This window comes from Roseivirga sp. 4D4 (assembly GCF_001747095.1).
In the GTDB taxonomy this organism is placed as follows: Bacteria; Bacteroidota; Bacteroidia; order Cytophagales; family Cyclobacteriaceae; genus Roseivirga.
The window spans coordinates 4014489-4032719 of record NZ_MDGP01000001.1; the positions used below are offsets into that span (position 1 = coordinate 4014489).

Annotated in this window: 21 protein-coding genes; 5 read left to right on the forward strand and 16 right to left on the reverse strand. The window is 41.8% G+C overall.

The features are described 5' to 3' along the window. The gene (locus tag BFP97_RS17525; RefSeq protein WP_069843665.1) at positions 1 to 648 is read left to right on the forward strand and encodes a hypothetical protein; all 648 of its coding nucleotides are present in this window, start codon (positions 1 to 3) and stop codon (positions 646 to 648) included. 48 nt (positions 649 to 696) lie between these two features. Here BFP97_RS17525 and BFP97_RS17530 read toward each other — a convergent pair whose 3' ends face one another. The 4 genes from BFP97_RS17530 to prmC form a co-directional block, all read right to left on the reverse strand. After that, a complete protein-coding gene (locus tag BFP97_RS17530) occupies positions 697 to 2397 on the reverse strand; it encodes a M56 family metallopeptidase (RefSeq protein WP_069843666.1) in 1701 nt (566 codons plus the stop codon). Then, positions 2394 to 2759 carry a BlaI/MecI/CopY family transcriptional regulator gene (locus tag BFP97_RS17535; RefSeq protein WP_069843667.1) on the reverse strand — a complete coding sequence of 122 codons (366 nt, stop codon included), beginning with the start codon at positions 2757 to 2759 and terminating at the stop codon, positions 2394 to 2396. Before BFP97_RS17535 ends, BFP97_RS17530 begins: the two co-directional genes overlap by 4 nt. Before the next feature lie 95 nt (positions 2760 to 2854). Beyond that, complete coding sequence (locus tag BFP97_RS17540) at positions 2855 to 3541, reverse strand: alpha/beta fold hydrolase (protein ID WP_069843668.1); 687 nt, start codon at positions 3539 to 3541, stop codon at positions 2855 to 2857. After that, positions 3538 to 4383, reverse strand: a complete 846-nt coding sequence (prmC, locus tag BFP97_RS17545) for a peptide chain release factor N(5)-glutamine methyltransferase (RefSeq protein ID WP_069843669.1) — start codon at positions 4381 to 4383, stop codon at positions 3538 to 3540. Before prmC ends, BFP97_RS17540 begins: the two co-directional genes overlap by 4 nt. A 49-nt stretch (positions 4384 to 4432) precedes the next feature. On the opposite strand from prmC, the gene ribD reads away from it, so the two are divergent. Then, on the forward strand, positions 4433 to 5476 hold the full coding sequence (gene ribD, locus BFP97_RS17550) for a bifunctional diaminohydroxyphosphoribosylaminopyrimidine deaminase/5-amino-6-(5-phosphoribosylamino)uracil reductase RibD (protein ID WP_069843670.1): 1044 nt from the start codon (positions 4433 to 4435) through the stop codon (positions 5474 to 5476). Positions 5477 to 5493: 17 nt separating this feature from the next. After that, positions 5494 to 5976: a GAF domain-containing protein gene (locus BFP97_RS17555; RefSeq protein ID WP_069843671.1), complete on the forward strand. Its 483-nt coding sequence runs from the start codon at positions 5494 to 5496 to the stop codon at positions 5974 to 5976. On the opposite strand, the gene BFP97_RS17560 is transcribed toward BFP97_RS17555, so the two are convergent. From BFP97_RS17560 to BFP97_RS17580, 5 genes are all read right to left on the reverse strand, one after another. Continuing rightward, positions 5968 to 6630: a phosphatidylserine decarboxylase family protein gene (locus tag BFP97_RS17560; protein WP_069844378.1), complete on the reverse strand. Its 663-nt coding sequence runs from the start codon at positions 6628 to 6630 to the stop codon at positions 5968 to 5970. The two genes, BFP97_RS17555 and BFP97_RS17560, sit on opposite strands and share 9 nt — an antisense overlap. A gap of 13 nt (positions 6631 to 6643) precedes the next feature. Continuing rightward, positions 6644 to 7921 (reverse strand): Glu/Leu/Phe/Val family dehydrogenase, encoded by a 1278-nt coding sequence (locus BFP97_RS17565; RefSeq protein ID WP_069843672.1) that lies wholly within the window; start codon positions 7919 to 7921, stop codon positions 6644 to 6646. Positions 7922 to 8007: 86 nt separating this feature from the next. Continuing rightward, positions 8008 to 8844, reverse strand: a complete 837-nt coding sequence (locus tag BFP97_RS17570; protein ID WP_170827503.1) for a phosphatidate cytidylyltransferase — start codon at positions 8842 to 8844, stop codon at positions 8008 to 8010. Continuing rightward, positions 8813 to 9025, reverse strand: coding sequence for a DUF2007 domain-containing protein (locus BFP97_RS17575; RefSeq protein WP_069843674.1), 213 nt, complete (start codon positions 9023 to 9025; stop codon positions 8813 to 8815). The genes BFP97_RS17570 and BFP97_RS17575 overlap by 32 nt, the downstream gene beginning before the upstream one ends. Further along, a complete protein-coding gene (locus BFP97_RS17580) occupies positions 9018 to 9956 on the reverse strand; it encodes a CPBP family intramembrane glutamic endopeptidase (RefSeq protein ID WP_069843675.1) in 939 nt (312 codons plus the stop codon). Before BFP97_RS17580 ends, BFP97_RS17575 begins: the two co-directional genes overlap by 8 nt. Before the next feature lie 35 nt (positions 9957 to 9991). On the opposite strand from BFP97_RS17580, the gene dusB reads away from it, so the two are divergent. Then, a complete protein-coding gene (gene dusB, locus BFP97_RS17585; protein ID WP_069843676.1) occupies positions 9992 to 10987 on the forward strand; it encodes a tRNA dihydrouridine synthase DusB in 996 nt (331 codons plus the stop codon). A gap of 55 nt (positions 10988 to 11042) precedes the next feature. Further along, entirely contained in the window at positions 11043 to 11951 is a 909-nt protein-coding gene (locus tag BFP97_RS17590; protein ID WP_069843677.1) for a DMT family transporter, read from the forward strand. On the opposite strand, the gene BFP97_RS17595 is transcribed toward BFP97_RS17590, so the two are convergent. From BFP97_RS17595 to BFP97_RS17625, 7 genes are all read right to left on the reverse strand, one after another. Further along, positions 11932 to 12765, reverse strand: coding sequence for an endonuclease/exonuclease/phosphatase family protein (locus tag BFP97_RS17595; protein WP_170827504.1), 834 nt, complete (start codon positions 12763 to 12765; stop codon positions 11932 to 11934). The two genes, BFP97_RS17590 and BFP97_RS17595, sit on opposite strands and share 20 nt — an antisense overlap. A 184-nt stretch (positions 12766 to 12949) precedes the next feature. Next, positions 12950 to 13159 (reverse strand): hypothetical protein, encoded by a 210-nt coding sequence (locus BFP97_RS17600; RefSeq protein ID WP_069843679.1) that lies wholly within the window; start codon positions 13157 to 13159, stop codon positions 12950 to 12952. A gap of 29 nt (positions 13160 to 13188) precedes the next feature. Beyond that, positions 13189 to 13758, reverse strand: coding sequence for a DinB family protein (locus BFP97_RS17605; RefSeq protein WP_139135357.1), 570 nt, complete (start codon positions 13756 to 13758; stop codon positions 13189 to 13191). A gap of 67 nt (positions 13759 to 13825) precedes the next feature. Continuing rightward, positions 13826 to 14407: a Crp/Fnr family transcriptional regulator gene (locus BFP97_RS17610; RefSeq protein WP_069843681.1), complete on the reverse strand. Its 582-nt coding sequence runs from the start codon at positions 14405 to 14407 to the stop codon at positions 13826 to 13828. A gap of 45 nt (positions 14408 to 14452) precedes the next feature. Continuing rightward, positions 14453 to 15199: a sulfite exporter TauE/SafE family protein gene (locus tag BFP97_RS17615; RefSeq protein ID WP_069843682.1), complete on the reverse strand. Its 747-nt coding sequence runs from the start codon at positions 15197 to 15199 to the stop codon at positions 14453 to 14455. 2 nt (positions 15200 to 15201) lie between these two features. Then, positions 15202 to 16668: a M20/M25/M40 family metallo-hydrolase gene (locus BFP97_RS17620; protein WP_069843683.1), complete on the reverse strand. Its 1467-nt coding sequence runs from the start codon at positions 16666 to 16668 to the stop codon at positions 15202 to 15204. A gap of 77 nt (positions 16669 to 16745) precedes the next feature. Then, positions 16746 to 18230: an MFS transporter gene (locus tag BFP97_RS17625; RefSeq protein WP_069843684.1), complete on the reverse strand. Its 1485-nt coding sequence runs from the start codon at positions 18228 to 18230 to the stop codon at positions 16746 to 16748. Position 18231 lies beyond the last annotated feature (1 nt).

Sequence of the window (18231 nt, forward strand, 5' to 3'; positions counted from 1 at the left end):
ATGTCATCACACCATATTGTCAGAGACCAACAGGAGCCAGCCCTGCTCATAGACGACCCTATGGCATTAGGGATTGAATTTGTCGATTTACTCTTGGAATGGAGTCCCACAGTAATCGTCACTTCTGATGCTTTAGACGAAGTGTTAAAATGGGGAATTAAGATTGATGTGGTTGTCGCAAGAATCAATGAACTAGAAGACCTCAAGCCAAAGCTCAAAGTACAGTCCCCTGTTCAGTTATTAGGTTTTGAATCTACCGACCTGCTCAATGCAGCTTACATTTTTCTAAAGGATCATAATCATCAGGCTGTGAATGTGCTAGCGGATATTTTTAATTCTAAAGTGTTAGACCTAATCAAGGAGTTTGCTCGTGAAATGGACTCAGTACTCTTTTACAACGACCAGAAGTGGGTGTTTGTCAAAGAAGGGCGGTTTGAAAAGTGGGTGTCTACTGGGCAAGTCTTCGGTATTCATCCAGTGGCCAGGAATACCTACCTGTCATCGACAGGCTTCTATACCGATTGGCAAAATGAAATGCTCTTAGAGCCCATTGAACTGACAGCTGAGTTAAGCGGCCCCGTAAGTCTTTTGACCAATGAAAAGCCACTTTGGGTAGTTGAGGCCATGCAAACCGATATCTACAAATAAAAAAGTCGATCCCTTACGGATCGACTCACACGAAGTCTTGTGATGAAATCACATGTACTTAGTTGGGATGGCAATAGTCGTTCTAACCCTAACTTCTTTACCATCTTTAATACCTCGTTTCCAAACGTAAAATTCGTTTACTTTTTGAATCATGGTTCTATAAACATCACCAAAGAACAGGTAAAGGTCTTTATTTTCTTCGTCACTACCTTTCAGCTCTGTGATTAGGTTTACTTCACTGAAGTTTCGACCACCATCAATCACTACCTGGAAGTCAATTGTCGGTGGTAGGTCACTCTTTCTTATTTTTTTTGGCCTATCCATGGCGAGTGCAATTGCCTTGACAAAGGAATCAATACCTCCGACCGGCTGTGGTTTGGTGTCTACTTCGGATATATCGAAGACTTCAGGGGAGTCTTTTTCGACCCGCTCATAGAAAACTATATAATTGGCATCTTCAGCAACTTTACCTTCTATCTTATCTTTAAATTCAGACAGAGGAAACCGGAATTTTGACTCTGGGCTGCTCATTAGTTTAATTCCATGGAAGACTACAGTATCGGCAAGAGTAATTGCCAAAAGTTCCTCTTTGTCTTTTGAAGTCAGTTGATCGAAGAATAGAGGCGACCTATCAACGCGATAGTTTTCTAGATATTCGAAAGCTTCCGAGTTCTTACTGTAGTTAAACCTTACTTCTTTATCGGGATATACTTTTTGTAGCCTCTGAAGCATTTTTTGATGCCGGTCAGTTAACCTGTTGTAGTAGATAAATGAGAATGTCCCTTCTCTAGACATGATGATATTGCGCGCTTCTTCTCTTGTTTCAGCACTATTTTGTGCCTTAAGTATGTTGACACCAGCAACTAAACTCATAACTATCATCAGACTTAGCACCGAAGCGAGTGTTTTTCCTTTTGTTGTTTGTTGTTGTTTCATTGCAGTAATTCTTTTTGATAGTGTGGATATTAGCGCGAAGGAATGCCCCAGCTTTAGTGCATTTGAGTTGATACTGACTTTGACCAAAGCCTGTGCATAAACCTTAAAATCTGTAGTTGTTAGTACTGACCGATCGGCCAATGCCTCATGGTTGTCCTTTATCTCTTTTTGAATTAAATAGATGAATGGGTTGTACCAGAAAAAGCATTGTACAATGTTCATAAACACCATGTCGACTGTATGGTATTGATTCAAGTGAGCGGTCTCGTGCTTTTCAATAATCTCCCATATATCTTCATCATAGTCCGTTCCCTGAGGAATGAAGATCCACTTCCAGAAGGAGAAAGGGTATTTAATGCCTTTGTGGGTGATAACATTATCTTGAATATCAGTTCTACGTGCCCCGAAATAATACCAATAAGAAAGCTTCAGGACTTCCAGAAGAAATAGCAGAGCGGCTATTATTAGTCCGACTAAGTATAAGTTAGTTAGGAAGCTTTGCCAACTGAACCGATTAGGCACTTCAGAAGTAGCCACCTCTTTGTTAGGAGTTATGGCCACTGTTGTGTCTGTTGGAATTATTGGCTCAAAGGTCAGTGATTCTAATCCACGATCGATTGGGCTTGACCATGGAATAGGGACCTCAATTTCAATAGATGGGATAAAACCAGCTAAAAGTAAGCATGCTAGTATGACCATTCTACGCAGCTGAAAGTGTGTGTTTTTCCTAAATAGGAGCCAATAGGCTCCATACATAAGGCCAATGAGCAAACTCACTTTGAGACTCCAGATAAGTAGATCCTGTACCATCATTTATCCTTTTTCTCTTCTAAAATTTTAATGATCTGATCGAGTTCGTTTAAGTCCATCTTCTTTCGATCAGCGAAGAAGGAGACCATCCGGCTTAAAGAGCCTTCGAAATATTTACCCATGACACTAGACATGGCGAAATCACTATACTTATCCTTAGTGACTAGAGGATAGTAACGCTTGCTATTGCCCAACATTTCGTGAGCCACAAAGCCTTTTTGTTCCAAAACCGTCAATACTGTTGCAACGGTGGTGTAGCTTGGTTTGTCAGTTTCAAACTGATCGACAATCTCTCTGGTAAAGGCTTTTTCAAGTCCCCATAAGATTTGCATGATCTTTTCTTCGGCTTTAGTAAGTTCTTTCATAGACTCGTAATCAATACTACTATAAATATAGTAGATAAACTATGTAAATAGTAATTCTATGAGAAAATAGTAGAAGTAGTCTCTGTTTATAGGTCTTAAGGCAGGTTTGAGTCGATAATTAAGGCCAAAGCCCTAGGCTCGATCGTATTTATTGGGTGTTTAGTGTTGGGTTCAGTAGCATAATTCCCTTCAGGTATGGACTTGGCCGCCCATCGAGATTCCTCTTCGTTGACCATATGGTCTTTTTCTCCTCTTTTAATCTCAACAGGTATCTCAATTGATGCGAGGGTATCTTCATTGAGCAGAGGAGACTCGCCCAGTTCTATCATCATACCGGCTGTTTGCTCAACCAATTTCTTCCATGCACTACCGTGTGCCACTTGCAGGGCATCCGTATAGGCTGGAATTTTTTCGGCCATTACTTCAGGATTCATTCTTGAAGTCTCATGATGTGCACATTCCGGTGTCCACTCAAATTTGGTGCCCAGGGTTAAGATCTTACCAAGGATACTTTTATTTCTGGAAGCCAGATATAATGCCACATAACCTCCCATGCTATATCCAAAAATCAATGGTTGATCTAGATCCTTTTCGTTTATAAACTCCTCTAACTCTTCTGCGAAAACTTCGATTCCAAAACCCTTGGATGAGAAGGCTTCCAAACCATGACCTGAAAAATTGAAAGCATAAACCTCGAAGCTTTGAGATAATAGAGGCACTATGGCATCAAAGTCATTTTTGCACCCAAGTGCTCCATGAAGAAGTATCAACTGTCTTTTCATTTTAATTGGGCGCTTATCATTCTATCCTTTCCTTGTAAATCTTTTTTTATGCATATATCAGCGTAACCTAGCTTATCCATTAAGTCAAGTACTTGAGAACTATAATTCTCATGAATCTCGAAATATAATTTCCCTTTAGGCCTGAGCGAAGTCAAAGCTTTTTCAGCAATGGTCCTATAAAAAACCAAAGGATCATTGTCTTCCACAAACAGCGCTATATCTGGTTCGTGATCCAGAACGTTGGTGTGCATGATTGAACGATCGGCATTTGGGATGTAGGGTGGATTGCTGACTATAATGTCATATTGATTCGATGGGAGTCCTTCACTAAGGATATCTCCCTTCCTGAAATTAATGTCAATATTATTTTTGTAGGCATTATTCTTAGCAAGCTCAAGTGCTTGGCCAGAGATATCCATCCCTACACAATCGGCATCCTGGATTTCCGCCTTAAGGCAAATAGGTATACAACCCGTACCAGTGCCAATATCCAAGATGGATGGCGCCTCTATATCATTCTCTTTGATGATTAGGTCAACCAATTCCTCCGTCTCAGGCCTTGGAATTAAAGCATGCTGATTGCAAATAAAGTTTCTCCCATAGAAAATAGTAAAGCCAACAACATGTTGATACGGAGTTCCGTTTGCCAACTGTCTTAAGTCATGGGTTAGCAGTGACTCATCTATAGCCATTGGGCTGTTGATCGCCAATTTGATGCTATCGATATGAAACCGATCTGCAAGGTAATTTTTGGCTATCGCCACACATTCCCGCTCAGGATATGTCTCAGTTAATGAGCTTGTAATGCGCTTAAATATATCCTTGGGTTTGGCTTGGGGCATTGCACAAAATAAGTAAAATAATTAGAGGCTTTGGCTAACTTGCGGCTCAATGAATAACCAAGATATTCTCTTCATGCAGCGGGCACTGGAACTGGCCGAGTTGGGCAGAGGACATGTAAGTCCAAACCCGATGGTGGGTTGCGTAATTGTGTACGAGGGGCAGATCATTGGCGAAGGTTATCACAAAAAGTATGGCGAGGCACATGCCGAAGTGAATGCGATCAATGCGGTTTCTGACAAAAATTTGCTCACTCAAGCCACTGTCTATGTGACATTGGAGCCTTGTTCACATCATGGAAGAACACCTCCTTGTGCCGACCTCTTGGTCGCTAACCAAGTGAAACGTGTTGTTATTGGTGCTGTAGATACTAATCCGCTAGTGGGTGGAAAGGGAATCAAAAAAATCGAGGAGGCTGGCATAGAAGTGACTCATGGATTGCTTTCAGAGGAATCAAGGAGTCTGAATAAAAGGTTCTTCTCTTTCATTGAAAATAAGAGACCTTACATCATTCTAAAGTGGGCACAGACGGCAGATGGCTTTGTCGCCAGAGAGAACTTTGATTCGAAATGGATAAGTGGCGAAACCTCTAGAAACTTGGTTCATCAATGGAGGGCTAAAGAAGATGCGATCATGGTGGGTACCCGTACCGCGCAGTATGATAATCCGCAACTCAATGTCAGAAATTGGGAAGGAGAGGATCCGGTTCGGGTGGTTATCGATAAAAACTTATTCCTTCCAAGGGATTTAAAGTTGTTTGATGGTCAACAAAAAACACTAGTCTATAACGATAAGAAGACCGATTCTTCCAAAAATCTAGAATTTATAAATGTCGAGAATGATGACTATCTAAAGTTTATCCTTCAAGATTTATACAATAGAAAGGTGCAGTCAATCATCATTGAAGGTGGTAGTACTTTGCTCTTTTCATTCATTGAAGCCGGACTCTGGGACGAGGCCAGAGTTTTTAGTGCTCAGGTGGAATTTGGGAAAGGCATTTCCGCACCTAGCATCAAGGGTGAGAAGATAGAGTCCATGAGTATTGAGGCGGATACATTAGACATTTATAGAAACTTGGAACCATCCATTTTATAAACTAGTTAGAAGAACCTATGGCAGAAGAATTATTCATCACAGAAAGTGCTCCAAAAGCCGAAAAGTATAAGTCATTAATCCCTCAGATTGAGGCACTGGTGACTGGTGAGTCAGATTTAGTGGCTAATCTGGCCAATATCGCTTCAGCCTTGAAGTTTGGAATGGGTTATTTCTGGGTGGGCTTTTATCTGGTGAAAAATGATGAGCTGATTTTAGGTCCCTTTCAAGGACCGATCGCATGTACTAGAATTGCCAAAGGACGCGGGGTTTGTGGTACCACTTGGGCTGAAGGGAAAACACTGATTGTACCTAATGTGGACGAATTTCCAGGGCATATTGCCTGTAGCTCGGACTCTAAATCAGAAATTGTACTTCCGGCTTTCAAGAATTCTGAAGTGGCACTAATCCTGGATGTTGATTCTGATCAATTGAATGATTTTGATGAGGTAGATAGAGCGTATCTGGAAGACCTGATGAGGATAATCGAAAAGCTACTCTAATTCGGCAATTACAGTTTTTCCGCCTATGGTTTTCTGACCCTTCTCAACATTAATTTTCGTGCCGATAGGGAAGAAAAGATCAACTCGCGATCCAAATTTGATAAAACCGAATTCCTTGCCTTGAATCACACTTTGGTTTTCATCAATATACCATTTGATTCTTCGCGCAGCAGCTCCCGCAATTTGTCTTACTAAAATCTCAACGCCTTTATGGATTTCATATACCAAGGTGGTGCGCTCATTCTCAGTACTCGACTTTGGGTGCCAGGCTACCAAGTATTTTCCCGGGTGATATTTGAAGTATTTAATTAGCCCTGTTACCGGGTTTCGGTTGACGTGTACGTTCAATGGAGACATAAAGATCGACACCTGAATACGCTCTTTTCCTCCAAAATACTCATGTTCTTCAGTGGTTTCAATAACTACAACTTTGCCATCAGCAGGAGCAAGTACATGCTTGTCGTTGATTTCAATTTTGCGTTTCGGATTTCTGAAAAACTGAAGAAAGAAAAGGAAAATAAGTGTACTGATACCTGCTACGCCTAAAAAGATATTTTCTAGAACTTCTACGAGATAGAAGAGTCCTAAGTTGATAACAGTAAGAACAAGAAAGAGTACTGTTAAAAGTACTCTTCCTTCTTTATGAATCTTAATCATCAATGTAAGATTAGAATCCGCCCCTGTATTTATAGGTTTCGGATACCTTGTCTATCGCTACTATGTAAGCCGCAATACGCATCGGTACATTATACTTTTGAGATGCTCCATAAACTTTGTCGAAAGCATCTTTCATAATCCTGTCTGATCTACGGTTAACCCTTTCACGGGTCCATTTGTAACCGAGTCTGTTTTGTACCCATTCGAAGTATGAAACTGTAACACCTCCAGCATTGGCCAAGATGTCTGGTGCTACCATAATTCCCTTTTCGTTAATGATTGCATCGGCTTCTGCGGAGGTTGGGCCATTGGCACCTTCTACTATTAACTTTGCCTTTACATCATTCACATTTCCAGAGTGAATTACATCCTCAATAGCAGCTGGAACTAACACATCGACATCGAGCGTCAATAAGTCAGCAGGATCATCCATTAATTCAGCACCATCAAACCCCTCGAGCGTACCGTTATTGTTATTACGGTAACCGATGGCCTTTTTGATGTCGATACCGTTCTCATTGTAATAAGCACCTGAGATATCACTAATGGAAGCTATAGTGCAGCCACGCTCAGCCATAAGCAATGCCGCATAAGAACCTACATTACCAAAACCCTGAACTGCGATTGTCGCATGATAAGGGTTGATTTTTAGTTTCTCCATGGCTGCAAGAGCTGATACCATTACACCACGACCGGTTGCCTCAACTCTACCAAGTGAGCCTCCAAGTACCAAGGGTTTTCCAGTAACCACTGCATTGACAGTAGTACCCATGGAACGAGAGTATTCATCCATTAACCAAGCCATTTCTCTTGGCCCAGTGCCCATATCAGGGGCTGGAATATCACGATCTGGTCCAAAAACACCTGTCATAGACTGTGTGTAGGCCCTGGTGAGTCGCTCGATTTCCCCAGCAGACATTTCTCTCGGGTTACACTTGATTCCACCTTTGGCGCCACCATATGGAATATCCACTACGGCACACTTCCAGGTCATCCAGGCAGCTAGCGCTTTTACTTCATCGATATTCACGTCCATGGCATATCGAACTCCACCTTTTGATGGACCTAGAATGTTAGAGTGAATCACACGGTGGCCTTCAAATACTTTGATAGAGCCATCGTCCATGGTGACGGGTAGCGATACAGAAACTTGTTTGGATGGTGATTTTAAAACGTTGTAAACTTCTTCGTCAAGACCCAAAGCTTCAGTAGCGATATTGAATCTGGACATCATTGACTCGAAAGGATTTGCCTTGTCCTTAATCGGAGCCGGTTCAATGTAACCCATAGGGAGCTTAATATTGTTTTAAGACTGCGCCAAAATTAAGGAAATTTTAAGCGAATACATCCAAGAGGAAACAGCTTATTTTCTCCTTATATGACGAAGTGAATGTAGGTGGTTGCGAATGGTAATGCAAGAATGAGACCGTCAAATCTATCAAGGAAGCCTCCGTGTCCCGGAATTGTGCTCCCAGAGTCTTTAATAGCCAGTGCTCTTTTAAATGCTGACTCTACTAAATCACCTAGGCTTCCGAAGATACTGACTACAATAGCCAGTCCGGTCCATTCCAAATAACTCATAGTCCCAAAGAAATAACAGAAAGCTAATGAGACTCCCACAGCAAGAATTAACCCTCCAACTGAACCTTCCCACGTTTTTTTGGGAGATACTTTCTCAAAGAGCTTTGTCTTGCCGAAGGCTTTGCCAGCAAAATAGGCTCCTGTATCATTCGCCCATTGGGCAAAAAGGACACCCAGGACCAACTCGTATTGAAACTCTCCTGATACAAAGGCCAATGGAATAACGAAACAGAAAGGCAGTGCAATGTAAAGCACACCGAGTACTGAAAGCGCAAGGCAATTGATTGCATGTCCTTGCCCATATCGGATTAAGGGGTATAGAAATACGGTAGAAAAGAGGGCCGGCAATATCCAAAATGTACTCTTATCAATCTGTCCCTGGTAGTTAAGGAAAATCAATCCGAATAGCGCAAGACTAAAAACCAATCCCCAAACTTCATAAGGTTGGGTACCACTCTTTCGAGCCAAGTTGTAAAACTCTCTTAATGTAAGGAGCGCAATGGCCAGAAAAACCAGAGCGAAGGTCCATGAACTAAAAACTATCCCTGCAATGATTATGGTGACACCAATGATTGCCGTAATGGCCCGAACGGCAAGGTTATTCATGGTCAAAGTTGATTTCTTCTTCAATTATTTTAATCGCCCGAATCACAGAGTCTGGATCTACTTTTACTTCGATGTTGCCGAACTTGTAAGCATGATCCTGTCTATTAAAGACAATGGCATTCAGGCCAGCATTGATCAAGACATCTTTGACAATCTCTGTTTGATGAGGACTTGTACTCTTATATACGGTTTGCCAACTACTCAATGGACTGCTTTGGTCGAAGATAGTAATTTCTGAAAAGGAACATGAATGCAATAAACACTACTACACCAATGATCTGATAAGCTACAGGAACGGCCTCGGTTTCATCTAAGTTCACATCTGACATGGCATATGTCATGATTACGGCTATGCCGTTATTGGCAATATGCGAAATGATCGGATACCAAATATTTCCTGACCATACATATAAATATCCAAAGACAGCTCCGAGCAACATTCTAGGAACTAAGCCATAAAATTGAAGGTGGATCGCTCCAAAGATAAAGGCAGATACCCATATGGCTACATGGGCATTTTTAGTCAGCTTGTGTAAGCTGTTTTGCAAGACACCTCGGAACAATAACTCTTCACCAATGCCAGGTAGGATAGCAATGACCAGAAAGCCAAAAAGGAATTGGGTGAAGTTGTTGAAGGTGGTGAATTTTTCCGTGGTCTCTGCTAACTGCTCTTCAAGGTTTCTTGCCCATTCTTCGAAGCCAGACATGAAATCCGGGAAGTCAATGTTAGCATTCCACTCTATGAAATAGGCATTGACAAAAAGAAAGCTGAAAGTGCCGATCACGGTTGCTAAGACCAGTTTTGGATCTACTTTCGTTTCATTGGAAATGGATGACAGAGATTGTTTCGCAATAAGTCTTAGGTAGAACCATGGGGTTAGGAACGTGAATACCAAAGTATAGAGCATCTGTGTGGTGAGCACTTCGCCCAGTCCCATATAGTCATACAGAGCATTAGGATTATCAGTCAGGTCACTAATCCCCATTCCATTTGCGACAGCAAATGTCATTGAGGCAAGAAAACCCACAAACTGGCCTATAAAAAAGCCTACAAATACCAATCCCAGAATAATAAGAAAGGAAGATCTAGGTGATCTTCCGCCTGTGACATCTATACCTTTGTCAATTCTCGTCATAATGGCGTAAATTTACGCGAATTTTAGAATAGGGTTTGGTAAGAATAGGAAATATAGAGTTAGGAGACTTCCCGTTGTTGTTAGCACCGATGGAAGATGTGAGTGACCCACCATTCAGAGCAGTTTGCAAAGAGAATGGTGCCGATATCATGTATACAGAATTTATCTCTTCTGAGGGCTTAATCAGGAATGCAGCCAAGAGTGTTCAAAAGTTGGACATCTATGACTATGAGCGTCCTATCGGTATTCAGATTTTTGGAGATAAAATAGAATCCATGCGTCAGGCTGCAGCGATTGCCGAAGCTGCTCAACCGGAGATTGTAGATATCAACTATGGCTGCCCTGTGAAGAAGGTGGCTTGCAAAGGAGCCGGGGCTGGAATTCTGCTGGACATTCCCAAAATGCAGAAAATGACAGAGGAAATTGTCAAACAGGTTTCTCTTCCGGTGACTGTAAAAACCCGTTTGGGTTGGGATGATAGTACCATCCAAATTGTAGATGTTGCCAAGCGATTACAGGATGTTGGTATTCAGGCTCTGACAATACATGGCCGAACGCGCAAACAGATGTACAAAGGTGAGGCAGACTGGACTAAAATTGCTGAGGTAAAAAACCACCCTGATATACATATTCCAATTTTTGGTAATGGAGATATTGACTCTCCCCAAAAGGCATTGGAATACAAGAATAAGTATGATGTTGATGGAATCATGATTGGTCGGGCGGCTATTGGCTACCCTTGGATTTTCAATGAGATTAAGCACTTTATGAAAACGGGTGAAACCTTGCCTGCTCCAGATATGGCTGAACGGGTTAGCGTGGCAAGAAAGCACCTCAAATTCTCACTCGAGTGGAAAGGAGAGCGCCAAGGTATCTATGAAATGAGAAGGCATTACACCAACTATTTTAGAGGTATCCATAATTTCAAACCTTTCAGAACTAAGCTTGTAGAGTCCGAAAACCCGGAAGAACTTTTCGATTTACTAGAGGAGATTTCAGTGACCTTCGAAGATGCCTTTCAGATGGCCTAAGATTAGGCTCGGATTGTTTCACAAAAATTCTACATTTGGGCTTCGATAATCGCCCATGAAAAACACGAAAGTTCTCGCGTGGACCATCCTGATCATATTGGCTTTAGTATGGGGTACGTCTTTTATTTTAATTAAAAGAGGGCTTGAGGTCTATAATGCTGGAGAAGTAGGTGCCTTAAGAATTTTGGCAGCTTGTATTTTTATGCTGCCTTTGAGTTTACCCAAGCTTAAAAACCTTTCTTCCAAAAACCTCAAAATGCTTTTAGGCATAGGAATGCTTGGAAGTTTTTTCCCCGCTTTTCTCTTTGCCTTAGGACAAACAAGACTCGATAGTGGTATAACCGGAGTAATGAATGGGCTTACCCCAATTTTTGTCCTGCTAATGGGAGCTACTATTTTCAAACAGAAGTTTGACAATAGCAAGTATATCGGAGTGGCGCTGGCCTTCATAGGTACCGCAATTCTATTGACAGCGGGTTCGAATGAGGCTGGATTTTCAGGGTTCAACTATTACGCCATTTTTATTGTGATTGCCACAATGTGTTATGGGGCTAACCTAAACATTATTAAATACTATCTGGCAGACCTGAATGCCGTAGTGATTACGAGTGTGAGTATATTATTGGTAGGACCTTTTGCCTTGGCTTATTTACTGTTGGGTACTGAGTTTACCCAGAAGATATCGGCAGCACCAGGTGCATTTGAGGCACTCGGTTATATCACCTTATTAGGAGTAATGAGTACTGGTTTTGCGTTAATTCTCTTTAACAGATTGGTACAAATTACGACCCCAATTTTTTCCAGTATGGTTACCTATTTGATACCAATTGTTGCGTTGACATGGGGTATTCTAGATGGAGAGGTGTTGGTTGCAGGACAAATTGCAGGCATAGCGGCAATTCTTGTAGGTGTCTTTATCACTAATCGGAAGAAGTTGCCGAACCCTAATTCAGCTCAAAAGTAGCGACCAATGGATAATGGTCAGATGGGTAAAGTTGCTTGCTCTTCCATTGGTCTATCTTAAAATTCTTCAACTTCAGTTTTTGAGAATTATCATAGAAGACATAGTCTATTCTTGGACAGTGACTTCCTCCATTCCAACCATGAAAAGTGCAGCCTTCTAATTCATCGCCAGTGTAGGCATCATTAAAGAATTCTTTTACTCTCAAGATAATATCATCATCAAAGGGTGCATTGAAGTCGCCAAGCAGTATTGTAGGCGTGGCCACGGTTTCGGTCATCAAGGTTCTTAAAATCAACTCTACACTTCTGACACGGCTGTTATTAGAAGAACGATCCAAGTGGGTATTGAGAATTTTAACAGTTTTCCCACTGTTTCTATGTTGGAAAACCACTTGGGTACTGATACGGGGAAGTGTATTACCCCAACTTTTAGAGGCCGGTTTCTCGGGTGTTTCTGAAAGCCAAAAAGTTTCATGGCTTACTACCCGCCAGGTCTTCTTATTGTAAAATATAGCATTTGACTCTCCCTCTTTGTCTACTTCGGTTCTTGAGCGATAGACTACATCTAACTGGGGAACCTCTTCGAGAATTTGATCGATTTGTAGAGGTAGTGCTTCCTGAGTAGCTATAATACCTTCCTTATACCTTTTGAAGATACTAAAGACACGATCCCTTCTGCTCTTCCATTTGTTTTCGCCATCACCAGGCGTTCCGTAACGGATATTAAACGAGACTACCTCAACGGTTTCTTGTGCATGGGCCTGAGGGCTCAACCAGAGTAAGCCAATAATAAAACATGAAAATACAGTGCGCACGCCCAAAAATGCAAAATAAAGGGTTCAAATTCAACCAGATAAAGCGCGATTTTACTAATGCTTAAGAGCAATGTATACGTTTTGTCTTTTGCCAAAGTGTTCGGCATCAATTTCACTATCTAAATAAAGACGATAGGGCTAAATAGAGGGCAAGGATTCTAATTGACGGATTGGGGATGTAAGATCATTTGCCTTTTCTGGCGGCTCGATTAATCATTTCAAAACCGAGCCCCATGGCAATTCCTACTCCAATACCTATGGCAATATTATCCATGGCAACGCCTATACCAATGCCTATGGCAATGCCTGTACCTATACTACCAAAGCCTCTTCGTCTCGGGTAGAAGTCTTCTTGGTTGTTTTCTTCTTCTGAGTTGTTGTCTTGTTCTGCCATTGACAGAGACAAGTTAGGGAATTAGATATTTATGCCGTCACGACAGACTTGATTCTTTTTAATTGAATCAAGTGTCTATGGGCATGACCTATGATAAACCTGTAGGCATCTCCCAGCCTAAGTTTGACCATCGGACCCAAGGCGGTATTCACTTTTACCCGATTAAGATCATAGGCTCTTGACTTTTCGATCAAGCGTAAATATTCCTCATGTTGAGCAAAGAACTCCTTGATTGTATCATCGACCGCTAGGGAATTATGAGGATTCATGGTTTTGAAAGTCTTCATACTATTTTTGATCTCACCATTTTCCTTTGGAGAGATCATTTTCACAAACATGTCACCTTTCCAGTGAGACTTGTAGTCCGAGGAGTTGGTTCCATTTTGAGCAGATTCCAGTGCACTTAAGGTATTGGTATTATAGACCTCGACCGCAATGGACATATGCTTAAGGCATTGCAGCATACTCCATTTTCCTTCTGCTTCTGGAGTATTTAGAGTGGCATCATCAACTCCCTTGATTGTTTTTTTTACTTCATCCAGGATGCCTTGCAGGTCCTTTAGTGATGAATCGATATGTTTTGACGCGTTTATGACCATTTTTGCTTCATTTATGATGGCAAGTTCTGAAAGAAGAATCAAAAGGCCGTTGATCTATATCAAGAAATCATTTCATCGACTTTTTTCTCATTCTTGAGAAGGTTTCTGGGGTCATTCCGAGATAAGATGCGAGATGTTTTTGAGGGATCATTTGAAGCACATGTGGGCTCTGATTCATCAGGCGGTTAAATCGTTCTTCGGCAGAATCTCCCAAAATACTTTTCGTGAATATGCCAAAGCCCACCAAAACCTGCTGATAGAATAATCGAATCCACCTTTCCATAAGGCGATGTTCATCTAGTAATTCCATTAGCTTATTGTACTCAATTCGTAGTCCGCTAGAATTGCTGATGGTTTCTAATGTCCAGGTGCTAGGCTGTTGTGCAATGAAGGAATCATACACCCCACTGTACTCACCGTCATAAGAGAATCCTAAGTTGTACTCGACTCCATTTTTCAAGAAGTAACCTCTTATGAGCCCTTTATGTACATAATAGAAGTAGTGCTCCGTTTCGCCAAAATCAGTAATAATGGTGTTTTTTTCAAACGAAAATGGAGTCCAATGTCTAGCAAATAGCCTGAATTCCTCATCCGTAGGTTTGATGTACCGTTCAAAAGAAGCCCTAAGTCCGGCAAGCTCTTTATCCATAGTTGAAAATACCGATTGCCATTTTAAATAAGAAACCTCAGATGATTAGAAGAAAAATAACTTAACAGCAAAGCCAAGGGCCGTCAGCATCACGAAATAGCGAATCCACTGGTCATTCACACGAGTACTCCATCGACTTGTAAGCCATCCACCCAGAGCACTACCAATAGCCAAAGCAATGCCCAGCTCCCAATTGATTAAATCATTGTAAATAAATACTCCCAAAGATGCGAGTGTATATATGGGTACTACGATTACCTTGGTGACATTAGTTTTGAGTAGGGAGAATTGGTTGATAAAAGTGAGTGCGGCCATAATAACGTAACCTACTCCAGCTTGTAAAAAGCCACCATAGATTCCGATTAGGAAAAAGGCAATCAGTCCGAAGATTTTTGATTTTGGACTTACCCTCTCTTCCTTTCCGGAGGATAGTTTCGTTCCAAAGAGCATGTAGGCTACCACCAAAACAATAACCGAAGCCAGAATTCTATTAAAGGTTTCGCCTTTGATATCTACTGCGATAAGAGACCCAAGGATAGCACCAAAAAATGCCGCAATACCTAGGCCGAGACTGTACTTGTCTATTTTACTTCCCTTGCTCTGAAAGCCCTTTATAGCAAAGATTCCATTGAAGAATATTCCAATACGGTTGGTAGCATTGGCGACATTGGGAGGTAGGCCCATAAAAATTAAAACGGGCAGTGTCAGTAGCGAACCGCCTCCTGCCAAGGTGTTAATGATTCCTGCTATTAAGCCAATCGCAAAGAGAATTAGGATATTGAGGAGATCCAATTTTAGTCCTCCCAGCGCCAGTCACCGCCAATTTTCAGCTTGAGCTTTAGGCCGTTTCCTTCCAAGAAAGCCCTTGTCTCTTCATCACTAAGTCGCTTGGCCGGTAGCGAATCTGTATCAGCTAGGGCATATAGCATCATAGAAGAAAACCTCACATTATTTCGAATATGCTCCTCATTGACAAGGTTGAAATCATCACAGTCAGAGTGATAACAGCCATATATGGATCGATCTAGGTTGGAGTTAGGAGAGGTGTACGGAATGCCTTGAATCATGAATGATTGGTGATCACTGTGGAGGCCAGCACTATTACTATTTGAATTTGTGAACGTGGTAGAGTCAATTGCCATGATATGCTCACCAATTCTATCGAAGAACGCATCAGCTCCTTTTTGTCCACCAGCATTAAAGCCTCTAGGGTTACCCGACATATCTTGATTCATGACATATTTGATTGCATCAATGGAGCCGTCCTTCAGTGCCGCATCGACATAAGCCCTTGAGCCAAGGAGCCCCTGCTCTTCACCCATAAACATGATGAATTCTATGGTTCTTTTGGGTTTTAGGTTTAAGGCTTTGAAAGTTCTTGCCATGTCCAATACCGCAAATGAGCCAATACCGTTATCTATGGCACCTTGGGCTAAGTCCCATGAGTCTAAGTGTCCGCCAACAATAATCTTTTCTTCTGGTAACTCGGATCCCTTAATTGTGGCAATTACATTTCTGGCCTTAATCTGATCAGAGGTATTAGTCATACTGATCTTGGCTCTTTTTTTGGATTTTTTGAGCGTTTCTTTCAAGGCTAATCCATCTTCTTTACCAATACACACTGCAGGAATATCTATTAATCCGCCCGTGACAGAAGCTGTACCAGTCAGTAAAACCCCACCGTCTACCTGATTGATAATGATGATGCCCTTAGCGCCATTATCGGTGGCTAAGGCTGTCTTTTCAGAGCGATGTAGATTAGAGCTGCCTTTTGGTGAATCGGGTAAAATGCCAATGTAAACGAGTGCTATTTTACCTTCGACAGCCCCGGGTTTTGCTGCGTAATCAGCTTCCAGCCCATTGCCCATATCGACAATTTCTAAATCGATATCCGCAGAGACAGGAGAATGTGCAAGGCTTACTGCAGAGTAAGTCTCGTAGTTTCTTTTATTCAAGTCCCCTATTTGGACTTCGATATCTCCGCGCATCCAGGTTTCCACCTCAAAAGGAAAGTATTTAACATCTAGACCATAAGACTTTAACAGGTCATGGGTATACTCTTCGGCCTTAGCACCATTTTCTGAGCCTGTAAGGCGATGTCCGATAGTGGAAGTAGCTTCTTTTAAAGTTTCATAAGCCCTAGAATTGGCTAGAACCTCGGCATTGATTTTTACAAAGGTTTCATATAAAGTCTCTTGTCTCGGAGAAGGGCTAAAAAGTAGTGTAGATGAAAGTATGGATAGTAAAAAAATCTTCTTCATGGCGCTGTTATGATTGTCTGAATTTAAAAAGAAAAAGCAGCTTGCTGGCTGCCTTTTACATAGAGTATTTTCATGTGCTAATGAGTATCATTCACCCTGAGGGTTAAGAACCCTGAGATAATCATTGAAACACCACCCGTGACTAGAATCATAATCGTTTCGCCACCAAAAAATGTATTCAGGATGAAGCCTAATAATGCGGCTGCAACAATTTGTGGAATTACAATGAAGAAATTGAATACGCCCATGTAGTAGCCCATTTTGTCTGAGGGTAGTGCGCCTGATAGAATAGCATAGGGTACGGATAATATACTGGCCCAAGCAATACCTACTCCGACCATACTTGCCCAAAGCCATTGTGGGTCAGAAACGAAATACATCGAAATCAAGCCTAAACCGCCAAGTGTCAGAGCGATTAGGTGTGTAAGTTTTCTGCTTGTCTTTCTAGCAATGAAAGGGATGAAAATAGCCGCAATGGCTGCAATGCCATTGTAACCTCCAAATAGGTTACTTACCATATCAGCGCCTTCATTGTAGATAGGTGAGGTTGTATCAGATGAGCCATAGATATGGGATGTCACCGCTGGTGTGCAATAGATCCACATCGAGAATAAGGCGAACCATGAGAAAAACTGAACAACCGCTAATTGAATCATGGTCTTGGGCATACTGTTAAAGTCCTTTACGATGTGGACAAGGGCCATGGCTGTTTTGCGAGCTTTGACGAGGCGTCCTCCAAGTAAATGGATTAGACCAAAGAACATAAAACCGCCTCCTAGTACATGAAGCTGAGGGTCGATCTCTGCATTGTAAACGAAGAATGAAAAGGCAGCACCAATGATCGTTAGAATGGCGCCTACTTTCATAAACTTTTTCGTGAAGAAGCCTTCTTCGGACTCTTCCATAGCTGGAGCATCGTGATTCTCATCAGGTTCAGGCGGGTATTCTTTAGTAGTGAAAACAGTCCATAATACAGTAATCAAGTACATGATTGCACCAACGTAAAAGGCATATTTAACCGAAGGAGGAATTTCACCATCCGGTGCCGTATTTGGAATGTTGAGCCAGTTGGTAAAAATCCAAGGCATAAATGAGGCGACCAATGCTCCGATACCGATAAAGAAGCTTTGCATGGCAAAACCAGAAGTTCTTTGTTCATCTGGCAGGAGATCTCCAACGAATGCCCTAAATGGCTCCATGGTTATGTTGATCGAGGCATCCATAATCCAGAGAACTCCCACGGCCATCCAAAGGGTGGGGGAGTTGGGCATTAGCAACAATGCAATGGTAGCGGTAACAGCCCCAACGGCAAAATATGGCCTTCTTCTGCCCCAACGAGCACTCCAAGTTCTATCTGAATAATAGCCGATAATGGGTTGCATTATCAATCCCGTTACGGGAGCCGCGAGCCAATAGATCGCAAGGTTCTTTGTATCGGCACCAAGGGTTTCAAATATGCGAGAGGTGTTTGCATTTTGAAGCGCAAAACCCATTTGAATACCCAGGAACCCAAAACTCATGTTCCAGATTTGGGCAAAACTGAGGCGAGGTTTTTTTGTCATA

What these genes read in the sequence shown, in the direction of transcription:
- BFP97_RS17555 (WP_069843671.1), top strand. Translation starts at nt 5,494, where the DNA reads ATGGCAGAAGAATTATTCATCACAGAAAGTGCTCCAAAAGCCGAAAAG.
- ribD (WP_069843670.1), top strand. Translation starts at nt 4,433, where the DNA reads ATGAATAACCAAGATATTCTCTTCATGCAGCGGGCACTGGAACTGGCC.
- BFP97_RS17535 (WP_069843667.1), bottom strand. Translation starts at nt 2,759, where the DNA reads ATGAAAGAACTTACTAAAGCCGAAGAAAAGATCATGCAAATCTTATGG.
- BFP97_RS17525 (WP_069843665.1), top strand. Translation starts at nt 1, where the DNA reads ATGTCATCACACCATATTGTCAGAGACCAACAGGAGCCAGCCCTGCTC.
- BFP97_RS17565 (WP_069843672.1), bottom strand. Translation starts at nt 7,921, where the DNA reads ATGGGTTACATTGAACCGGCTCCGATTAAGGACAAGGCAAATCCTTTC.
- BFP97_RS17530 (WP_069843666.1), bottom strand. Translation starts at nt 2,397, where the DNA reads ATGATGGTACAGGATCTACTTATCTGGAGTCTCAAAGTGAGTTTGCTC.
- BFP97_RS17610 (WP_069843681.1), bottom strand. Translation starts at nt 14,407, where the DNA reads ATGGATAAAGAGCTTGCCGGACTTAGGGCTTCTTTTGAACGGTACATC.
- BFP97_RS17605 (WP_139135357.1), bottom strand. Translation starts at nt 13,758, where the DNA reads ATGGTCATAAACGCGTCAAAACATATCGATTCATCACTAAAGGACCTG.
- BFP97_RS17620 (WP_069843683.1), bottom strand. Translation starts at nt 16,668, where the DNA reads ATGAAGAAGATTTTTTTACTATCCATACTTTCATCTACACTACTTTTT.
- BFP97_RS17590 (WP_069843677.1), top strand. Translation starts at nt 11,043, where the DNA reads ATGAAAAACACGAAAGTTCTCGCGTGGACCATCCTGATCATATTGGCT.
- BFP97_RS17580 (WP_069843675.1), bottom strand. Translation starts at nt 9,956, where the DNA reads ATGACGAGAATTGACAAAGGTATAGATGTCACAGGCGGAAGATCACCT.
- BFP97_RS17625 (WP_069843684.1), bottom strand. Translation starts at nt 18,230, where the DNA reads ATGACAAAAAAACCTCGCCTCAGTTTTGCCCAAATCTGGAACATGAGT.
- prmC (WP_069843669.1), bottom strand. Translation starts at nt 4,383, where the DNA reads ATGCCCCAAGCCAAACCCAAGGATATATTTAAGCGCATTACAAGCTCA.
- BFP97_RS17540 (WP_069843668.1), bottom strand. Translation starts at nt 3,541, where the DNA reads ATGAAAAGACAGTTGATACTTCTTCATGGAGCACTTGGGTGCAAAAAT.
- BFP97_RS17600 (WP_069843679.1), bottom strand. Translation starts at nt 13,159, where the DNA reads ATGGCAGAACAAGACAACAACTCAGAAGAAGAAAACAACCAAGAAGAC.